Genomic DNA, 18,830 nt, shown 5'->3' with positions numbered 1-18,830 from the left:
ATTCTGGGTCCCGGCTCTGCGCCGCACCGCTTCGCGCTGCGTCGCGTCCGGGACACGAGAACGCCCTTGCCCACCGAATTGGGGGGCTGCAATGCGCCCCCTTTTCGGCGGTTGAATTTCCCGCCGCCCTGTTCCATGAAGCTGTTAACCGATCGGTCCAATCTCCAGGGAGAAACGAGAATGAAGCTTGTTCGTTACGGCGAGAAGGGTGCGGAAAAGCCCGGCCTGATCGACAAATCCGGCCAGTTGCGCGACCTGTCGGCGCATCTGAAGGACCTCACGGGCGAGGCCTATTCGCCGGAGAGCCTGAAGAAGCTGGCAGGCCTCGATCCTGCCTCGCTGCCCGCGGTTTCCGGAAAGCCGCGGTTCGGCGCCCCCGTCACCGGCATCTCGAAATTCGTCGCGATCGGCCTCAACTATTCCGACCACGCCAAGGAGACCGGCGCCGACATCCCGAGCGAGCCGATCATCTTCATGAAGGCCAACACCTCGCTGTCCGGCCCGAACGACGCTGTCGAGAAGCCGCGCGGCTCGACCAAGCTCGACTGGGAAGTCGAGATCGCCGCGATCATCGGCACCCGTGCGAAATATGTCTCGGAAGCCGACGCGCTGAACCATGTCGCCGGCTACTGCGTCTGCAACGACGTCTCCGAGCGCGCCTTCCAGATCGAGCGCCTGGGGCAGTGGACCAAGGGCAAGTCGCACGACACGTTCGGTCCGCTCGGACCGTGGCTCGCGACCAAGGACGAGATCAAGGACGTGCAGAACCTGTCGATGTGGCTCGACGTCAACGGCCAGCGCCGCCAGACCGGCTCGACCAAGACCATGATCTTCTCCATGGCCAAGTGCATCTCCTACGTCTCGCAGTTCATGACTCTGCTGCCCGGCGACGTCATCACCACGGGCACCCCGCCCGGCGTCGGTCTCGGCATGAAGCCGCCGACCTTCCTTAATGTCGGCGACGTCATCACGCTCGGCATCGAGGGCCTCGGCGAGCAGAGGCAGGAGATCGTGGCGGCGTAAGCTGCGCCTACACGCTCCGTCGTCATGCCCGGGCTCGACCCGGGCATCCACGTCTCACAGTCTTGCCACGCGGCGACGCGTGGATGGCCGGGTCGAGCCCGGCCATGACGGAGGAGACACCGTTCGTACAAGATCGATTGCAGGGATTGGTCCATCATGAAACTCTCCTTCTCCCCCGCCTCGCCCTTCGCCCGCAAGGTGCGCATCGCGGCGATCGAGCTCGGGCTGATCGACAAGATCGAATTCACGCCGGCGGCCGTCGCGCCGGGCACGGCCAATGAGGACTATTCGAAGATCACGCCGCTGAAGAAGCTGCCGGTGCTGATCACCAATGACGGCGACGTCATTTTGGACTCCTATGTCATCGTCGAATATCTCAACGAGATGGCCGGCGGCAGCCTGATCCCGGACTACGGCCTGCGACGCTGGAAGGCCAAGACCAATCACTCCCTGATCAACGGCATGCTCGATTCCATGCTGCTGTGCCGCTACGAGAAGATGGTGCGGCCGCAGGGCCTGCAATGGCAGGCCTGGTCGGACGACCATTGGAACAGGGCCTGGACCGGCATGGCGCGCTTCGAGAACATGCCTGAGGTGCTGGACGGCCCGTTCGACATCTCGCAGATCGGCCTCGTCTGCGTGCTCGGCTATGCCGACTTCCGCTTCGCCGATTGCGGCTGGCGCAAGGCCTATCCAAAACTCGACGCCTTCCACCAGAAGATGCTGGAGCGGCCCTCGGTCAAGATCTCGGTGCCGCCGGCCGCATAATTGCTGGAGTTTTCATGAGCCTGAAGTTCTCGGTCGGCGATCTCACCATCCATCGCATCATCGAGCAGGAAACCTCGTTCGTCCCGGCACTGGAGATGCTGCCGGGACTGACGCCGGACGTGCTGGCCGAGAACCGGGCGTGGATGCGCGAGGCGAAGGCGCTGGACGAGCAGGACGTGCTGCTGCTGTGCTTCCAGTCTTACGTGGTGAGGACGCCGCATCACACCATTCTGGTCGACAGCTGCATCGGCAACGACAAGCCGCGGCCCAATCGCCCCAAATGGAACATGAAGACTGACGACACGTATTTGCGTGCTCTGGGTGCCGCCGGCTTCTCGGTCGATGACATCGACTTCGTTATGTGCACGCATCTGCATGTCGATCACGTCGGCTGGAATACGCGGCTCGAGAACGGCCGCTGGGTCCCGACCTTCCCGAAGGCGCGCTACGTCTTTTCCCGGCAGGAATTCGAGCATTGGTCCGCTCAGAACGCGAAGACGGAGATTCCGCCCTTCGCCGACAGCGTGCTGCCGGTGGTTGAGGCGAAACGTCACGAACTCGTCGGCAACGATCATGAGATCGGCGACCATGTCCGCATCCTGCCGACACCCGGCCACACGCCCGGCCATATCGCCATCACCATGGGCCGCGGCAAGGACGACGCCGTGTTCTCCGGCGACCTCATGCACTCGCCGCTGCAGACACTCTATCCGGAGCTGTCGATCAAGTTCGACGTCGATCCCGCGGCCGCCGCGAAGACGCGACGGAGCTTCCTGGAACGCTATTGCGACACGGATACGCTGTGCTGCACGGCGCATTTCCCCTCGCCGTCGGTCGGGAAGATCCGGCGCAAGGGCAACGCGTTCGTGTGTGAGGCGGTGTAGCGACGATGCAGTAGGGTGGGTTAGCCGAAGGCGTAATCCACCACTTCTGCCTCCTCGGAAACGCAAGAGGTGGGTTACGCTACGCTAACCCACCCTACGATAATGCCCGTGTGGAGAAACCTATGACGGCACTCCCCGAAATCCCCCTGCCCGCCGGCATCCGCTCGCGTTATGTCGACGGCATCAACGGCCTGCGCATGCACGTGCTGGAGGCCGGCTTCGAGACCAAGGGGCGGCGCTGTATCCTTTTGCTGCACGGCTTTCCGGAGCTGGCCTTCTCCTGGCGCAAGGTGATGCCGGCCCTGGCCGCAGCCGGCTATCACGTCATCGCGCCGGATCAGCGCGGCTATGGCCGCACCATAGGATGGAGCGCGGACTACGACGGCGATCTCACGCCGTTCTCGCTCCTCAACCTCGTGCGCGACGCGCTCGCTTTGGTGTCGGCATTCGGCTACAGGCAGGTCGACGTCGTCGGGCATGATTTCGGCAGTCCGGTTGCGGCCTGGTGCGCGCTGATCAGGCCCGACGTGTTTCGTTCGGTGACGTTGATGAGCGCGCCGTTCGGCGGAGCGCCGCCCCTGCCTTTCAATACGGTCGATGCACCGGCCAAGCCTGCGATCGAAGACCCTGTGCATCGCGAGCTTGCCGCGCTGCCGCGTCCGCGCAAGCATTATCAATGGTACTACGCGACACGCGCGGCCAACGCCGACATGCAGCACGCGCCGCAGGGCATGCATGATTTCCTGCGCGCTTATTATCATCACAAGAGCGCCGACTGGGCCGGCAACAAGCCGTATCCGCTGACATCGTGGTCGGCGAACGAGCTGGCGAAGCTGCCGACCTATTACGTGATGGACGCCGGCGAGACCATGGCCGAGACGGTGGCGAAGGAGATGCCTTCGCCGGCCGCGATCGCCGCCAACCAATGGCTGCCCGACAGCGATCTCGCATTTTACAGCGCCGAATATGGCCGCACCGGATTTCAGGGCGGCTTGCAATGGTATCGCTACGGCACGTCGGGCACGCTGAACAGCGAGATGCAACTGTTCTCCGGTCGCAGCATCGACGTGCCCTCCTGCTTCATCTCGGGCCAGCAGGATTGGGGCACGTATCAGCGCCCCGGTGTGTTCGAGGTCATGCAGGGGCGCGGCTGCACGAAGATGCTTAGTTGCCATCTCGTCGACGGCGCGGGCCATTGGGTGCAGCAGGAGCAATCGGCCGAGGTTAGCCGGCTGCTGCTGGCGTTTCTCGCCAAAGCCGATACGGCTTGATTTGACCCGTGAACAACGGCCGCCTATATAGTTTAGAATAATTCTAAACTCTAAGACAGGGCTGCCGTGAAGACTTTTGCCGAACTAACCGAACGCGAGGTGCTGGCGGTCGCGATTTCTTCCGAGGAGGAAGACAGCCGCATCTACATGGCCTTCGCTGAGGATCTGAAGGAACGCTATCCGGACTCGGCCAAGCTGTTCGAGCAGATGGCCGAGGAAGAGCGCGGCCATCGCCACATGCTCCTGGAATTGTACGAGCAGCGCTTCGGCCAGCATCTGCCGCCGATCCGTCGCGAGGACGTCAAGGGCTTTCTGCGCCGCCGCCCGATCTGGCTGACCAAGAACCTGCCGCTCGACACCATCCGCCGGGAAGTCGAGACCATGGAGCTTGAGGCCGAGCGCTTCTATGCCAAGGCCGCCGAGCAGGCCGAGGACGTCAACGTGCGCCGGCTGCTGGGCGACCTCGCCGAAGCCGAGAAGGGCCATGAGCACACCGCCGCCAGATTGACCGACGAGATCCTGAAACCGGACGTACGCGCCGAGGAGGATCGCACACGGCGGCGGATGTTCGTGCTGCAATATGTGCAGCCGGGCCTCGCCGGCCTGATGGATGGTTCGGTCTCCACGCTGGCGCCGCTGTTCGCGGCCGCCTTCGCCACCCATCAGAATTGGCAGACGTTCCTGGTCGGCCTTGCGGCCTCGATCGGCGCCGGCATCAGCATGGGCTTTGCGGAAGCACTGTCCGACGACGGCTCGCTGACCGGGCGCGGCTCGCCCTGGCTGCGCGGCGTCACCTGCGGTGCGATGACGACGCTCGGCGGCCTCGGCCACACCGCGCCCTATCTCGTGCCCGACAGTTGGGCCAACGCATTCTGGATCGCAACGGCGATCGCCTGCGTCGTGGTGTTCTTCGAATTGTGGGCGATCGCCTTCATCCGCTCTCGCTACATGGACACGCCGTTCCTTCAGGCCGTGTTCCAGATCGTGCTCGGCGGCGCCATCGTGCTGGCGGTGGGGATATTGATCGGAGCGGCGTAGGCCGCCTCACATTCCGCTGTCATCGCCCGCGAAGGCGGGCGATCACACCAACTCTGTCGTTGGATCTGCCCGATAGCCAGCAGCCGGCACGGCAATCGCGATCAAACAACCGTTGCAGCATTCGGCCAAACTGCGCATCATCCTCCGCCAATAAGAACAGGAGACGCGCCATGACCAAATCGGACTGGAGTTTCAAGAGCGCGGTCGAGCTGTCGGCCGCATTGAACGCGAAGAAGGTCTCCGCAAGCGAGCTCACGCGGGATGCGATCGACCGCATCGAGCGTCACGACGGCAAGGTCAACGCGATCTGCGTGCGGGATTTCGAGCGCGCGCTCGGCGCTGCGCGCGAGGCGGATGCCGCCTTGGGCCGCGGCGAGCGCAAGCCGCTGCTCGGCCTGCCCGTGACGGTGAAGGAGTCGTTCAACGTCGCAGGCCTGCCGACGACCTGGGGCTGGACCCCGCAGAAGGATTTCAGGCCGGCGGAGGACGCGCTCTCGATCAGCCGGGTGAAGAACGCCGGCGGTGTCATTCTCGGCAAGACCAACGTCCCCGTGGGGTTGGGGGATTGGCAGAGCTACAACGACATCTACGGCACGACGAACAATCCTTTCGATCTAGGCCGCACGCCGGGCGGCTCATCGGGCGGCTCGTCGGCAGCACTTGCGGCCGGCTACGGTCCGCTCTCGCTCGGCTCCGACATCGGCGGTTCGCTGCGCGTGCCCGCGTTCCATTGCGGCGTCTATGCGCACAAGCCGACCTACAATCTCTGTCCGACGCGCGGCCATACGCCACCGCCGTTTCCGGCGATCCCGATGGAGCGCGACATGGCGGTGATCGGACCGATGGCCCGGAGCGCAGCCGATCTGACGCTGCTGCTGGACGTAATGGCCGGCCCCGATCCGCTCGACCTCGGTGTCGGATACAAGCTCGCGCTGCCGGAGGCGCGCCATGCCGGGCTGAAAGATTTCCGCCTGCTGGTGATCGACAGCCATCCATTGCTGCCGGCCAATGCCGAGATCCGCGGCGCGATCGAGAAGCTGGCAGGGCAACTGGCGAACGCCGGCGCGAAAGTCGCACGCGAAAGCCCGCTGTTTCCAGACTTCCGCGAGGCCTCGCGCCTCTACATGCGCATGCTGATGAGCTTTCTGGGCGCGTTCTTTCCGCCTGATATTCTCGCCGGCGCACGTGCCGGCGCGGCGCAGCTCTCAACCGAGGACACGAGCCTTGCGGCCGAGCGGCTGCGCGGCATGACCAGCACTCATCAGGCCTGGGTGTTCGACGAGGGCGCGCGCGCCGGCTTGCGCGCGCAATGGCGGCAATTGTTCAGGACCTTCGATGCGGTAATCTGCCCGATCATGCCGACCCCCGCTTATCCGCATGATCATTCGCCGGAGCAGGAGAAGCGGCGGATCAACATCGACGGCAAGGATCATGTCTACCCGGACCAGCTTGCCTGGCCCGGCATCGCCACGCTGACGGGACTGCCGGCCACGGCCGTTCCGCTCGGTCTGTCGAAGGACGGCCTGCCGGTCGGCGTGCAGATCATCGGCCCCTTCCTCGAAGACCGCACGCCGCTCAAGCTGGCCGAGCTGATCGAGCGCGAGTTCGGCGGATTCGTGCCGCCGCCTTTGTTCAACGACTAGCGCTCGTCCCACGAGTCATTGCAAGCGCAGCGAAGCAATCCAGACTGCATCCGCGGAAACATTCCTGGATTGCTTCGTCGCAAGGGCTCCTCGCAATGACGGAGCAATATAATGTCGAGATTCCGGGTTCGTGCTCCGCGCCCCGGGAATGACAGCGAGGAAGGAACACCCATGAGCCAGGACCTCGAACAGCTCAGCGCCCTCAATCGCGACTATGTCGCCTCGGTGCAGAACTGCGACGTCAAGCGCTTCGACGAGATCCTGGCGCCGGAGTTCTATTGCTCCAATCCCGACAAGACGCTGGTCGACCGCGCCGCCTTCCTGGAGCAGACCGCGCGACCGATCGCGATTCGCGATCTGCACGCGCATGATATCGTCATCCGCATCATGGGCGATTTCGCCATCATCCACGCCGCAACGAGCTACACCACGGCGGACGGTCAGCATGCGACGGGAAGATACACCGATTGCTGGACGAAGAAGAACGGCAAATGGCTCGCGGTGTCGGCGCACGTGTCTCGGTGAGACCCCTTTGCCTCGCGCCGCAACGCGGCCCGAGGCTAATGCGAGTTCCCCCTAAACATTTGCTAACCAAATAATCCCTTCGCGAGCCTTCGGTCGGTTGCACAACCGAAATTTATACAACCCGCAATGAATGCGCGTATAGGTAGACGAGATGTGACACCCCAACGTCTTGTTTTGCCATGGATCGAAGCTCTGAAAACCTCTGTGTTCCAGAGGGCCGCAAGAACCAACCGCGTTCTGAATACCGAAATCCATCTCCTCCTGATTGCGCGGACCTCACCTGTGGTCCTCGATGGTCACTCACAGATCCTGCACAGAGTGATGGCGTAACAAACATCACTATCGGGGCCGGTACGCCGGGCGAGTTCGAGCGCAGCATCCAGCACGAGGAGGTGTTGCGGACGAAGCCGCTGGCAATCGCCCTCATGCTGGTGTGCGGGCTTGCAGGCCTTGCCCTCCGATACCTTCTCCGGGAATACGCCAACAGCGACGCCTTTCAGTTCCTGATCCCGTGGTACACATTTGCCCGGGATCACGGCCTTGGCGCGCTGGCCGAGCCTTTCACCAACTACACCCCGTTTTACAGCTACCTCCTGCTGATCGCGGCGCCTTTTGATTGGCTCGGCCAGCCACTTTCGCTGGTGAAGACGATCTCGGCAATCTTCGAGCTCGGTTGCGCGATCGTTGTCGCACAGATCGTCTGGCGCACGACAAAACTACCATTGCGCGCGTCCCTGGCCTTCTGCGCGGTCTGGCTTGCACCGACGGTGATCTTCAATGGCGCCATGTGGGGACAGGCTGATTCGATCTGGACCTTCTTTACGCTGGTTTCCGTGGCGCTGTTCATGCGGGACCGAAACGGCATCCTGCCGTTCGCGGTGGCCTTTTCGGTGAAAGCCCAGGGCGCTTTCCTGGGCCCCTTCGTGCTGGGCATGATTCTGCGTCGCAGGATGCGCTTCGCATGGCTCGCCGCTGTTCCCGGGGTCTATGTGGTCCTCGCCCTTCCGGTTATCGTCGCGGGCAGATCATTTGTCTCGGTGCTCGGCGTTTACATAGACCAGGCCAACACCTTTCACCGGCTCTTCATAAGTGCAGCGAACATCTGGATCTTCGCTGCGGGCATGCCCTACGCCATCGGAGTTGCCGCCGGCCTCGTTCTCGCTTCGGCAGGCGGGCTAGCCCTTTCGATCTTCATCGCGCAGTCCAGGCGGACGGAACCGGAGTTTATCCTGCTCGTCGCAAGCGTATCGCTCATGCTCATGCCCTACCTTCTGCCGAAGATGCACGAGCGCTACTTCTACGCCTTCGAGCTTGCGTCCATTGGTCTGGCCTGCATCAATCTGCGCTATCTACCATTCGCAGTCATTGCCCAGGTCGACGGCGTGTTGTCCTATCTCGCTTTTGACCGCGGGATCGTCATGAGTCTGCTGCCGGCGGCGCTCTGCAACACCGTTCTCGTGTGCTACCTCGTGCTCGATCTCCGTCACGGCGAACGGGTATCTCGCTTTCCGAGACTGGCCTGGCTCGGCTTCATCGCGTCGACTGCGGGACTGTTCTCCTATTTGCTGTTCGCGGGTGCCGGAATGAACGTATCCCCTGCCTATGTGCTCGCCTCGGGGCTTGCCGCGCTCATGACGCTGCGGCTCCTCAAGGAGTCGCATCGCGGCTCGGCCCACGATCCGGCCCCGTCGCATCGAGCTTGATTTTCGGAGCGATGCGCCCGTCTTGGGCAGAACCGTACGGATATCCCGCTTCCTCGAGCAGAATGCCCCCGTAGGCGCCTGATCGGGCGGCGCCGGCATCAGCCGTGCCAGCTGTCGGACACGATCACGCGACGCAGCGCCTCTCCGGCCTTCATGCCGGCAAAACGCTTCCGTCTTCGTTGCAGTCGTTCCGGTGGCTGCCGTAAAGCAATCGCTAACCAAACAATCTTTTCCCGGGCAATGTAAAACCTGCACATCCGACATTTATGCAGCTGGCAATTGTTCGCCCCTAGAAATTGCAGGTTACGGCTCAGGGCACCGCCCAATCCAGCACGAGTGATTGCGTGACAAAGGACACAATCGAGATAGGCGCGGTCGGCCAGCCCTGTCCTCGCGTCAATCCGGTCGAGGCCCTGCCCGAGAGATGGCGCATTCCAATTGCCGTAGCTGTCGGGTGCGCGCTGATAGGCATCGCGCTGCGTTACCTCGCGCGGGAACACGCGACCGCCGACTCCGCCGAGTACATCACCTGGTATATCTTTGCGCGAGATCACGGCGTTGCCGGGCTCGCCGAGGCTTTCACCAACTACACGCCGTTCTACAGCTACCTCCTGCTGATCGCCACGAAGTTCGACTGGCTGGGCCAGCCGCTCTCGCTCGTGAAGGCGATGTCGGCCGTATTCGAACTCGGCTGCGCGGTCGTCGTAGCCCAGATGGTCTGGCGATTTACAAAGCTGCCGTTGCGCACGTCTCTCGCCTTCTGCGCGGTATGGCTTGCGCCGACGGTGCTTTTCAACGGCGCGATGTGGGCGCAGGCCGATTCGATCTGGACCTTCTTCGCGCTGGTCTCCGTGTCGATGTTCATGCGGGACCGAAATGGCGTTCTGCCATTCGCAGTCGGCTGCTCGGTGAAAGCCCAGGCCGTATTCCTGGGGCCGTTCGTGCTGGGCATGGTTCTGCGCCGCAAGCTCCACCTGGCGTGGCTCGTCGCTATTCCGGGAGTCTATGCGATCCTCGCCATTCCGGTCCTCGTCGCCGGCAGATCCCTGGTCTCCGTGCTCGGGATCTATCTCGGCCAGGCCAACACATTTCATCACCTGACCATGAATGCCGCGAACCTCTGGGTATTCGCCGGAGCAATGCCGTACGCGGTCGGCGTGGCCGCAGGCCTCGTGCTCGCCGCAGTGGGCGGGCTTGCCCTGTCGATCTTCATCGCACAGTCCAAGCGGACGGGGCCGGAATTCATTCTGCTCGTCGCATGCGTATCGCTCATTCTGATGCCGTACCTGCTTCCGAAGATGCACGAGCGCTACTTCTACGGGTTCGAGCTTGCGTCCATTGCGCTGGCCTGCCTCAATCTGCGCTATCTGCCATTCGCCGTGATCGCCCAAGTCGACGGCGTGCTTTCCTATCTCGCGTTCGAGAGCGGGATCATCATGGGCCTGTTGCCGGCGGCGCTCTGCAACACCTTTCTGGTGTTCTACCTCGTGCTGGATCTCCGCAGCGGCGAACGTGGATTTCGCTTTCCGAGACTGGCCTGGCTTGGCTTCATCGGGGCGACGGCGGGATTGTTCGCCTATCTGCTATTCACAGGTGCCGGCTTGAACATATCCCCCGTCTATATGGTCGCCGCGGGGCTTGCCGCGCTCATGACGCTGCTGCTCCTTAAGGAGTCGCGCTTCGCCTCGGCCGATGGTTCGGCCTAGCTGTCGAACACGATTACGCTGCGCAGCGTCTTGCCGGCCTTCATGTTGGCAAAGCCCTCGTTGATCTCGCTGAGCTTCAGCTTGGCCGAGATCCAGTCCTCGAGGTGCAGCCGGCCTCGCAGATAGAAATCCACCAGGCGCGGCATGTCGACGCGAAAATGGTTCGAGCCCATCGACGAGCCCTGGATCCTGCGCTCGCGCAGGAAGTCGAAGCCGTGGAGCTCGATCTTCTGCCCGAAGGGGATCATGCCGACGATGGTGGCGGTACCGCCGGAGGCCAGCATGCCGAAGGCCTGCTCGGCGGTCTCCTTGCGGCCGAGCACCTCGAAGGAATGATGCACGCCGCCATTGGTGAGGTCGCGCACCTGCTTCACGACGTCGCCATCGGCGGGGTTGATGATGTCGGTGGCGCCCAGCTTGGTCGCGAGCTGGAGCTTTGCCGGGTTGGTGTCGATGGCGACGATGCGGCCGGCGCCAGCGATCTGCGCGCCGTTGATCGCGGCCATGCCGACGCCGCCGCAACCGATCACGGCGACAGTCTCGCCGGCCGTCACCTTCGCCGTGTTCACCACCGCGCCGTAGCCGGTGATGACGCCGCAGCCGATCAGCGCGGCGAGATCGAGCGGCATTTCTTTCCGGATTTTGACGATGGCGTTCTCGTGCACCAGCATCTGCTCGGCAAAGGACGACAGGTTGAGGAACTGGTGCAGCTTGTCGGGCTTCGACCATTGCATCCGGTTGGAGGCACCGGGCAGCATCTTCACCGTGGTGTCGGTGCAGAGCACGGTGCGGCCGGTGGTGCAATTGTCGCAGGTGCCGCAGAACACCGACAAACAGGTGACGACGTGGTCGCCAGGCTTGACGTAGGTGACGTCGGAGCCGACCTGCTCGACGATGCCAGCGGATTCGTGGCCGAGCACCGCGGGCAGCGGATGCGGATAAAGGCCTTCCATGAAGTGGAGGTCGGAATGGCAGAGGCCGGCGACCGCCGTGCGGATCCGGACCTCGCGCGGGCCCGGCTTCGGCAGGCTGACATCCTCGATGACGAGCGGCTGATTGACTTCATAGAGGACGGCGGCCTTCATCGAGCACTCCCTATCGCTTCTTTTGATTTGAGCGTGGAGCGCAGCCTACGCTGCCAGAACCAGTTCGCCAACCTCGCTCATGCCGGCGTTGCGATCGCCCAGCAGCAGCTCCGCGATCCTGGCTTGGGCCGCATTTTCCGTCAGCCGGAACGGGTCGTTCGGCAACACCCTGTGATCGACGACGAGCCGCGACAGCAGCAGCCGGCGCGCGTCGCCGCGCATCTCGTGAATGCGGTGCGCTTCCCAGGCGAGCGTCACCGCGCTCGCGACATGATAGAGCAGGCTGGTGGCGCGACGCGCATCGGCCTCGTTCTCGGATTTCGCCGCGACCTCCCGCGCGAAACCTACGGCGCGGTCGACGAGACTGCTCAACTTGTCGCGCCAGGCCTGCGGCACGGACGAACTGTCGTCGAGCCGGGCATGCAGATCGGCGGCGAGTGCGGATTCGGCCCCATGGCGGCCGACCGCGCGGCGGAGCGCATCGATGGCGACGATGTTGCCGGTGCCTTCCCAGACCGAGCCGAGATGTGCATCGCGCAACAGGCGGGGCGTGGCGAATTCCTCGATATAGCCGATGCCGCCGCGCATCTCGAGCGCATCGCCGCAGACCTTTCGCGCATCGCGGGTGGCGCGGAATTTCAGCGTCGGGGTGAGGATGCGCAGCAACGCCGCCGCGTCCTGGCTGCCGGCCTCGGCGCGGTCGAGCGCGTCCGCGGTGAGGAAGCTCATCGATAGCGCCTGCTCGACCGGCAGCATGATCTTCAGCATCTGGCGACGGCCGAGCGGCAGGTCGATGATGCGGCTGCCGAACACGACGCGGTTCTTCGCAACCGTCATGGCGTCATGATAGGCCCGGCGCATCAAGGCGGTGGATTTGACGCCGTTGGAGAGCCGCGACGAGTTCACCATCTCGGCCATCTGAACGAAGCCCCGGTCGAGCTTGCCGACCGCATAGGCGATCGCGCCTTCGAGCTTGATCTCGCCCGAGGCCATCGAACGCGTGCCGAGCTTGTCTTTGAGGCGCACGATCCGGTAGTGGTTCTGCGCGCCGTCATCGAGGAAACGTGGCATCAGGAACAGGCCGACGCCGCGCGTGCCGGGCCCGGCGCCTTCGGGACGCGCCAGGAGCATCACGACCTTGGCGTCCGCATTCGAGCAGAACCATTTTTCGCCGTAGAGCCGCCAATGATCGCCCTCCTGCACCGCGCGGGTGGTCAGCGTGCCGACGTCGGAGCCGCCCTCCTTCTCGGTCATGAACTGGCCGCCTTGCGTCAGCTTGCTCATGTCGGTCGAGGTCAGGCCATCGAGATATTTCGCCTTCAGCGCCTCGCTGCCGAAATTCGCCAAAAGCTTGGCGCAGCCATCGGTGACGTTGATCGGGCAACCCATGCCGAATTCGGTCTGGTTGAACAGGAAAGTGAAAGCGTGCTTGGCGACCACGGGATATTTGTCCGGCCAGCCCATGATGCCCTTGCGGATCGAAAGCGCATGGATGCCGAACTCGCCGAACGCGGCGTTCTCCAGCTCGCGATAGGCTGGATGATATTCGATCGACTGCACGTCGCGGCCGAACTTGTCGCGCTGGTGCAGAATTGGCGTGTGCCGGTCTGCGAGTCGCGCGCATTCGTCGAGATGGCCGCCGGCGAGCTCGCCGAGCCCGTCGAGATGCGGCTCGATGTGGCGAAACAGATTATCCGGCAGATGAATGCGGAGCAGATCCGTCAGCGCGGGATCGGCGCGGTAGAAATTCATGCCTGTGGTATCGGGCGCCAGCAGGCCGGATGGCTCGGCCGCGACGTCTTTCGGCTGTGCTGTGGCCGGCTTGTGCATGATCGCCCTCTTGGTTTCCGCCTTGCGGACATTTTGCGCTGATTTGGCGCTTGCCGCTTGAGATGATGTCGATCATGCTCCAGTCGCGGAGAGCAATAAAGCCGCAAATTGTCAGGGAGGCATGATCGCAACGGTGGAGCAACTCGCTCTGCGGAATTGTGGTCGCCCCGACTGGTTGTTCGCGTAGGCATGCATAGATCAACGGCTCCCTGTCCCAAGAGATCACGCCATGGAACATCCGAAATACAAGATCGCCCTCATCGTCGGTGCCGGCGAAGGCCTCAGCGCGTCGCTGGCGCGGCTGCTCGCCGCCCAGAATATTCGCGTCGCGCTGGCTGCGCGAAAGATCGAGAAGCTTGGTGCGCTCTGTAGCGAGACCGGCGCGAAAGCCTATGCCTGCAACGCGGCGGAGCCGGAGGAGGTCGAGCGGCTGTTCGGCCTCGTCGAGCGCGAGATCGGCACGCCCGACCTCGTGGTCTACAATGCCAGCGGCCGCACGCGCGGACCATTCGTCGATCTCGTCCCGGCCGACGTCGCCAATGCCATCGCGGTCAGCGCCTATGGCGGCTTCCTGGTGGCGCAGCAGGCAGCCAAGCGCATGCTGCCGAACAAGCACGGCGCGATCCTGTTCACCGGCGCTTCGGCAAGCGTCAAGGGCTATGCGCAGTCGGCCTCCTTCGCGATGGGCAAGTTCGCGCTGCGCGGGTTGGCACAGAGCCTGGCGCGCGAACTGTCGCCGCAGGGCATTCACGTCGCGCATTTCGTGATCGACGGCGGCATCCGCAGCGCAGCGCGGACGGAAGCTGCGGACAAGCCGGATTCGATGCTCGACCCCGATGCGATCGCGCAGAGCTATTGGAGCGTCTTGCAGCAGCCGCGCAGCGCCTGGAGCTGGGAGCTCGAGCTGCGCCCCTGGGTGGAGAAGTTTTAAGGGCGAGCTGCCGTAGGGTGGGCAAAGGCGCAAAGCGCCGTGCCCACGATCTCCTCGAAATTGCGTAAAGACGTGGGCACGCTTCGCTTTGCCCACCCTACAGAAGTCAGGGAGGCGATATGACCACCGAAACCACCATCGACACCGGCACCAATGAGCTCCTCTGCGTCATCCGTGACCGCGTCGCCATCATCACGCTGAACCGGCCGGAGGCGCGCAACTCGCTGTCGGATGCGCTGACGCCGGCGCTGCGCACGATGATCCGGAGCTGCGGCGAGGATCGCGACGTCGGCGCGCTGCTGCTCACCGGCGCGGGCGATGCCTTCTGCGCCGGCGGCAACGTCAAAGGCATGGGCGCGCATCGCGACCCGAAGAAGCTGGAGATGTCGCTGGAGGATCGTATCGCCGATCTGCAGGAGCGGCAGCGGCTGCTCACGGGCGCGCTGGTGTCGGTGCGCAAGCCAACCATCGCGGCGCTGCCCGGCCCCGCGGTCGGCGCCGGGCTTGCCATCGCCATGGCCTGCGACATTCGCATCGCCGCGCAATCCGCCTTCGTTGCGACCGGCTATGCCCGCATCGCGCTTTCCGGCGATTACGGCATCGCCTGGCTGCTCACGCGCCTCGTCGGCACCGCGCGGGCGCGCGAATTGATGTTCACCGGCGACCGCGTCGATGCCGCCCGCGCCGAGGCCATCGGCCTCGTCAACCGAATCGTGCCCGACGACAAATTGCAGGCTGAGGCGTTTGCATTGGCGAAGTCGCTCGCCGAAGGCCCGCGCCTCGCGCTACGCTACATGAAGGACAATCTCGACGAGGCCGTGTTGTTCGACTTCGAGACCGCCCGCGACCACGAGGCCGAGCGGCTGGTCCGCCTGACCACGACCGCCGATCACAAGGAGGCGGTGCAGGCGTTCATCGAGAAGCGCAAGGCGGTGTTCGCGGGGAAGTAGGCGTTGGAACCACAAAAAAAGCCCGGCTCTGTTTGACCAGAGCCGGGCTCTCAGTGGTGTCAGGCCGAGGCTGAGGGGCGTTCGGCCTGACGGGAAAGCGCGGCAAGGCGCCAGCTCGCACAGGGAATGTCTTTCGGTGCGACCGAGATCTCCTTGTCGAAGCGCACCAGCTTCCAGTCATCGGGGTGATTGACGAAGGCGAAGCCGGATTTGCGGGCGAGCGAGACCATGGTCTCGTTGGAACGCAGCGTCTCTCCGAACATGTGCTCGGCGCCGAGCGCAGCCGCGCGGCATTCGAGATTCTTCATCAGCGCGGTGGCGATGCCGCGGCCCTGCCAGCGGTCGCCGACAGACAGGCCGAATTCGAGCGTCGCGGTTTCCGGGTGCAGCGCGTAGCGCGCTTCGGCGACGATGGTCTCGAAGCCGTCGACCACCAGGGTCGCGACGACAGTGAAGCGATCGCGCTCACCGATGTCCAGGAAATCGCGCAGCAATCCTTCAGGCAATTCGCTGATGGCGCCGAAGAAACGGTTGTAGCGGGAGCGGGTCGAGAGCGAACGGAAGTAATGCTGCAGCTCGTCGGTGTCGCGCGGCTCTGCGAAGCGAACGTTCAGCGCCTCGCCATGCCGGGTGCGCAACGTGTCCGAATATTGCTTCAGGTCTTCCAGGCGGAGAGTGCTCATGACATGCCCAAAAAGAAAAGGGACCGCCGGCGCCCCTGTGCTCAGGCGGCGCCGGCCTGGCGGCCAATCAGGCCCGCCAGAAGGGTTTGTCGGCCTCATAGGCGATGTCGCTCCAGGACAGTCCGACGTCCTGGAGATCACGCGCGGTCCATTGGGTGAGCTCGCGCCTGTTGCGATAGCGCTCGTGCCACAGATGAAGGGTCTCGCTGACCTGCTGGATCAGGCCTGGCGCATGATGATTTGTCATCGAGGTGTGGGTCAAAGTAGACATCTTGAGCTCCTAGAGCTAACTTGACCGCTAATATCTGCTTCCTACTGCACTGCGACAAACGACAATTTGTACCCGTTCGCATGAAATAACGTCATGTATCCTGCTGCCAAATGACTGCCAGATTGCCGTCCCTGAACGGCTTGCGGGCGTTCGAGGCCGCCGCGCGCCATCTCAGCTTCACGCTGGCGGCCGCCGAGCTGAACGTGACGCAGACCGCGATCAGCCATCAGATCCGCAGGCTCGAGGAGGAGCTCGGCATCCGCCTGTTCATCCGGCAGAACCGCGCGCTGGCCCTGACGCCGGAGGCGCGCGACTATCTGCCGGGCGTCCGCGCCGCCTTCAACGACCTCCGGCTTGCGACCGACCGCCTCTTGCGCAAGGACGACGACAAGGTGCTGACGGTGTCGACGCTCGCCTCGCTCGCGGCAAAATGGCTGCTGCCGCGGCTGACGGATTTCCAGGAGCAGCATCCCGGCATCGACGTCCGCATCACCACGTCGACCAGTCTCGTCGATTTCCAGCGCGACAATGTCGATGCGGCGATCCGCTACGGCCGCGGCCAATGGCCGGGCCTGCGCGCCGACTGGCTGATGGCGGACGAGTTGTTTCCGGTGTGCAGTCCTTCGCTGCTGCGCGGCGACAAGCCGCTGCGCCGTCCTGAAGACCTGCGAGACCATCCGCTGCTGCACACCTCGAACGCCAACAGCGACGACTGGCGGCTATGGCTGACCGCAGCGGGCCTGCCGGCCGACATCGCAAAGCACCCCGGCATCACCTTCGACATGATCTTCATGACCATCCAGGCCGCCATCGACGGCATCGGCGTCGCGATGGGACGGACCTCCTATGTCCGGGACGACATTGCCAAGGGCCGGCTGGTGGTCCCCTTCAAGATCGCGCTGCCGACCGATGCCGGTTTCTACCTGGTCGCTCCGGAAGGCCGCCGGGAGGCGCCGAAGCTGACCGCGTTCCGCCAATGGCTGATTGCTGCGACGCAAAATAAGACCTGAAAAATCAGCAGCTTCCTCCGCAAAACGGATTGACTCGCCGCCTCCCCCGCGGGAAGAGGCGTGGCAGATTGTCGCAGTCTGTCGCCTGACCGAGAGATGACGTCCCGGTCCGGCCACGCCTTTCCCAAGGGAGTAACGCCATGGCTGGACCGGCCACCTCGACCAATCCGCCCGCGATCAAGTCGCGCATCGGCGCGATCCTGCGCGCAACATCAGGCAATTTCCTCGAGCAGTTCGACTTCTTCCTGTTCGGCTTCTATGCCGCCGCCATCGGCAAGGCGTTCTTCCCGTCCTCCGACGAGACGGCGTCCCTGCTCAACACGTTCGGCGTGTTCTGGCTCGGCGCCTTGATGCGGCCCGTCGGTGCGATCGTGCTCGGGGCCTATATCGACCGGATCGGCCGCCGCCAGGGCCTGATCGTCACGCTCGGCATCATGGCCTTCGGCACCGTGGTGATCGCGTTCTGCCCGAGCTATGCGACCATCGGCATCGCGGCGCCGGTCATCGTGCTGATCGGCCGCCTGCTGCAGGGCTTCTCCGCCGGCGTCGAACTCGGCGGCGTCTCGGTGTATCTCGCCGAAATCGCAACGCCCGGCAATCGCGGCTTCTACACCTCGTTCCAATCATCGAGCCAGCAGGTCGCGATCTTCGTGGCCTCGATCCTCGGCTACATCCTGTCCGAGGTGATGCCGGCCGACACCGTCGCCGCGTGGGGCTGGCGCATTCCCTTCTTCGTTGGCTGCCTGATCATTCCCCTGATCTTCGTCCTGCGGCGGACGCTCGAGGAGACACCGGCCTTCCTCGCCATGAAGAAGCACCCGACGGCGAGCGAAGTGTTCGCCTCCGCGCTCGCCAACTGGCGCATCGTCGTGCTCGGCATGATGATCGCGATCCTGACCACGACGACGTTCTACTTCGTCACCGTCTACACGCCGACCTTCGGCAAGACCGTGCTGAAGCTGTCGACGCAGGACGCGCTGCTGGTCACGTTGCTCGTCGCTGTCACCAACTTCTTCTGGAATCCGGTCGGCGGCGCGCTCTCCGACCGCATCGGCCGCAAGCCGGTGCTGATCGCGATCGCCAGCCTGTCGCTGGTGACGGCCTATCCGGCGCTGCACTGGCTGGTGGCGGCGCCGAGCTTCGGCAAGCTGCTCGCGGTCGAGATGATGTTCTCGTTCTATTTCGGCGTCTACAGCGGCACCATGCTGGGGGCGCTGGTCGAGATCGTGCCGGCGCATGTGCGCACCACCTGCTTCTCGCTCGCCTTCGCGCTCGCCGCCGCCTTGTTCGGCACCTTCACCCCGCTCGCCTCGACCTGGCTGATCGAGCGCACCGGCGACAAGGCCTCGCCCGGCTTCTGGCTGATGTTCGCCGCGCTGCTCGGCATCATCGCGGCGTCGACGGTGTATCGCGGCGGCGGCAAGGCGGTGCCGACTTATGATGCGGTGGCGGAGCCGGTTGCGGGGCATTAGCTGGATGTCGTTCCGGGGCGCCTCGCATCGCCCCGGA

The 18,830-nt window shown here is 64.0% G+C and carries 17 protein-coding genes; 13 read left to right on the top strand and 4 right to left on the bottom strand.

The features are described 5' to 3' along the window. The first annotated feature begins 180 nt into the window (after positions 1-180). From RPS27_RS05490 to RPS27_RS05450, 9 genes are all read left to right on the top strand, one after another. Entirely contained in the window at positions 181-1,023 is an 843-nt protein-coding gene (locus RPS27_RS05490; protein ID WP_194404561.1) for a fumarylacetoacetate hydrolase family protein, read from the top strand. Between the two features lie 156 nt (positions 1,024-1,179). After that, positions 1,180-1,791, top strand: coding sequence for a glutathione S-transferase family protein (locus RPS27_RS05485; protein ID WP_212067815.1), 612 nt, complete (start codon positions 1,180-1,182; stop codon positions 1,789-1,791). Positions 1,792-1,805: 14 nt separating this feature from the next. Next, positions 1,806-2,675: an MBL fold metallo-hydrolase gene (locus RPS27_RS05480; protein ID WP_212067814.1), complete on the top strand. Its 870-nt coding sequence runs from the start codon at positions 1,806-1,808 to the stop codon at positions 2,673-2,675. 122 nt (positions 2,676-2,797) lie between these two features. Then, a complete protein-coding gene (locus tag RPS27_RS05475) occupies positions 2,798-3,946 on the top strand; it encodes an alpha/beta fold hydrolase (RefSeq protein ID WP_212067813.1) in 1,149 nt (382 codons plus the stop codon). Between the two features lie 66 nt (positions 3,947-4,012). Further along, the gene (gene mbfA, locus RPS27_RS05470; protein ID WP_194404565.1) at positions 4,013-4,984 is read left to right on the top strand and encodes an iron exporter MbfA; all 972 of its coding nucleotides are present in this window, start codon (positions 4,013-4,015) and stop codon (positions 4,982-4,984) included. A 170-nt stretch (positions 4,985-5,154) separates the two neighbouring features. Next, positions 5,155-6,627: an amidase gene (locus tag RPS27_RS05465; protein ID WP_212067812.1), complete on the top strand. Its 1,473-nt coding sequence runs from the start codon at positions 5,155-5,157 to the stop codon at positions 6,625-6,627. A gap of 171 nt (positions 6,628-6,798) precedes the next feature. Beyond that, positions 6,799-7,152: a nuclear transport factor 2 family protein gene (locus RPS27_RS05460; RefSeq protein ID WP_212067811.1), complete on the top strand. Its 354-nt coding sequence runs from the start codon at positions 6,799-6,801 to the stop codon at positions 7,150-7,152. Positions 7,153-7,544: 392 nt separating this feature from the next. Beyond that, the gene (locus tag RPS27_RS05455; RefSeq protein ID WP_409517542.1) at positions 7,545-8,855 is read left to right on the top strand and encodes a hypothetical protein; all 1,311 of its coding nucleotides are present in this window, start codon (positions 7,545-7,547) and stop codon (positions 8,853-8,855) included. A 296-nt stretch (positions 8,856-9,151) separates the two neighbouring features. Further along, on the top strand, positions 9,152-10,561 hold the full coding sequence (locus tag RPS27_RS05450) for a hypothetical protein (protein WP_249132015.1): 1,410 nt from the start codon (positions 9,152-9,154) through the stop codon (positions 10,559-10,561). Here the strand turns inward: RPS27_RS05450 and RPS27_RS05445 are convergent. After that, the gene (locus RPS27_RS05445) at positions 10,558-11,646 is read right to left on the bottom strand and encodes a Zn-dependent alcohol dehydrogenase (protein ID WP_313753889.1); all 1,089 of its coding nucleotides are present in this window, start codon (positions 11,644-11,646) and stop codon (positions 10,558-10,560) included. The genes RPS27_RS05450 and RPS27_RS05445 overlap by 4 nt on opposite strands. Positions 11,647-11,691: 45 nt before the next feature. Next, positions 11,692-13,476: an acyl-CoA dehydrogenase family protein gene (locus RPS27_RS05440; RefSeq protein WP_212067809.1), complete on the bottom strand. Its 1,785-nt coding sequence runs from the start codon at positions 13,474-13,476 to the stop codon at positions 11,692-11,694. A gap of 229 nt (positions 13,477-13,705) precedes the next feature. Here RPS27_RS05440 and RPS27_RS05435 point away from each other — a divergent pair, with 229 nt between their 5' ends. Then, complete coding sequence (locus RPS27_RS05435; RefSeq protein ID WP_211415781.1) at positions 13,706-14,407, top strand: SDR family NAD(P)-dependent oxidoreductase; 702 nt, start codon at positions 13,706-13,708, stop codon at positions 14,405-14,407. Between the two features lie 119 nt (positions 14,408-14,526). Next, positions 14,527-15,357 (top strand): enoyl-CoA hydratase, encoded by an 831-nt coding sequence (locus RPS27_RS05430; RefSeq protein WP_212067807.1) that lies wholly within the window; start codon positions 14,527-14,529, stop codon positions 15,355-15,357. 59 nt (positions 15,358-15,416) lie between these two features. Here RPS27_RS05430 and RPS27_RS05425 read toward each other — a convergent pair whose 3' ends face one another. Together RPS27_RS05425 and RPS27_RS05420 are read right to left on the bottom strand one after the other, a co-directional pair. Further along, positions 15,417-16,040, bottom strand: coding sequence for a GNAT family N-acetyltransferase (locus RPS27_RS05425; protein ID WP_212067806.1), 624 nt, complete (start codon positions 16,038-16,040; stop codon positions 15,417-15,419). 67 nt (positions 16,041-16,107) lie between these two features. Next, positions 16,108-16,311, bottom strand: coding sequence for a DUF1127 domain-containing protein (locus tag RPS27_RS05420; protein ID WP_194404574.1), 204 nt, complete (start codon positions 16,309-16,311; stop codon positions 16,108-16,110). Between the two features lie 110 nt (positions 16,312-16,421). Here RPS27_RS05420 and RPS27_RS05415 point away from each other — a divergent pair, with 110 nt between their 5' ends. Beyond that, on the top strand, positions 16,422-17,321 hold the full coding sequence (locus RPS27_RS05415; protein WP_212067805.1) for a transcriptional regulator GcvA: 900 nt from the start codon (positions 16,422-16,424) through the stop codon (positions 17,319-17,321). A gap of 140 nt (positions 17,322-17,461) precedes the next feature. Then, a complete protein-coding gene (locus RPS27_RS05410; RefSeq protein ID WP_194404576.1) occupies positions 17,462-18,793 on the top strand; it encodes an MFS transporter in 1,332 nt (443 codons plus the stop codon). Positions 18,794-18,830: the final 37 nt, after the last annotated feature.

Source organism: Bradyrhizobium sp. WYCCWR 12699, from assembly GCF_032144035.1.
Classification (GTDB): Bacteria; Pseudomonadota; Alphaproteobacteria; order Rhizobiales; family Xanthobacteraceae; genus Bradyrhizobium.
This window is presented reverse-complemented; position numbering and strand designations above follow the sequence as displayed.

Excerpts from the sequence above, each read along its gene's own strand:
- RPS27_RS05490 (WP_194404561.1), top strand. The coding sequence starts at position 181 with ATGAAGCTTGTTCGTTACGGCGAGAAGGGTGCGGAAAAGCCCGGCCTG.
- RPS27_RS05485 (WP_212067815.1), top strand. The coding sequence starts at position 1,180 with ATGAAACTCTCCTTCTCCCCCGCCTCGCCCTTCGCCCGCAAGGTGCGC.
- RPS27_RS05480 (WP_212067814.1), top strand. The coding sequence starts at position 1,806 with ATGAGCCTGAAGTTCTCGGTCGGCGATCTCACCATCCATCGCATCATC.
- RPS27_RS05475 (WP_212067813.1), top strand. The coding sequence starts at position 2,798 with ATGACGGCACTCCCCGAAATCCCCCTGCCCGCCGGCATCCGCTCGCGT.
- RPS27_RS05465 (WP_212067812.1), top strand. The coding sequence starts at position 5,155 with ATGACCAAATCGGACTGGAGTTTCAAGAGCGCGGTCGAGCTGTCGGCC.
- RPS27_RS05460 (WP_212067811.1), top strand. The coding sequence starts at position 6,799 with ATGAGCCAGGACCTCGAACAGCTCAGCGCCCTCAATCGCGACTATGTC.
- RPS27_RS05445 (WP_313753889.1), bottom strand. The coding sequence starts at position 11,646 with ATGAAGGCCGCCGTCCTCTATGAAGTCAATCAGCCGCTCGTCATCGAG.
- RPS27_RS05440 (WP_212067809.1), bottom strand. The coding sequence starts at position 13,476 with ATGCACAAGCCGGCCACAGCACAGCCGAAAGACGTCGCGGCCGAGCCA.
- RPS27_RS05435 (WP_211415781.1), top strand. The coding sequence starts at position 13,706 with ATGGAACATCCGAAATACAAGATCGCCCTCATCGTCGGTGCCGGCGAA.
- RPS27_RS05430 (WP_212067807.1), top strand. The coding sequence starts at position 14,527 with ATGACCACCGAAACCACCATCGACACCGGCACCAATGAGCTCCTCTGC.
- RPS27_RS05425 (WP_212067806.1), bottom strand. The coding sequence starts at position 16,040 with ATGAGCACTCTCCGCCTGGAAGACCTGAAGCAATATTCGGACACGTTG.
- RPS27_RS05420 (WP_194404574.1), bottom strand. The coding sequence starts at position 16,311 with ATGTCTACTTTGACCCACACCTCGATGACAAATCATCATGCGCCAGGC.
- RPS27_RS05415 (WP_212067805.1), top strand. The coding sequence starts at position 16,422 with ATGACTGCCAGATTGCCGTCCCTGAACGGCTTGCGGGCGTTCGAGGCC.
- RPS27_RS05410 (WP_194404576.1), top strand. The coding sequence starts at position 17,462 with ATGGCTGGACCGGCCACCTCGACCAATCCGCCCGCGATCAAGTCGCGC.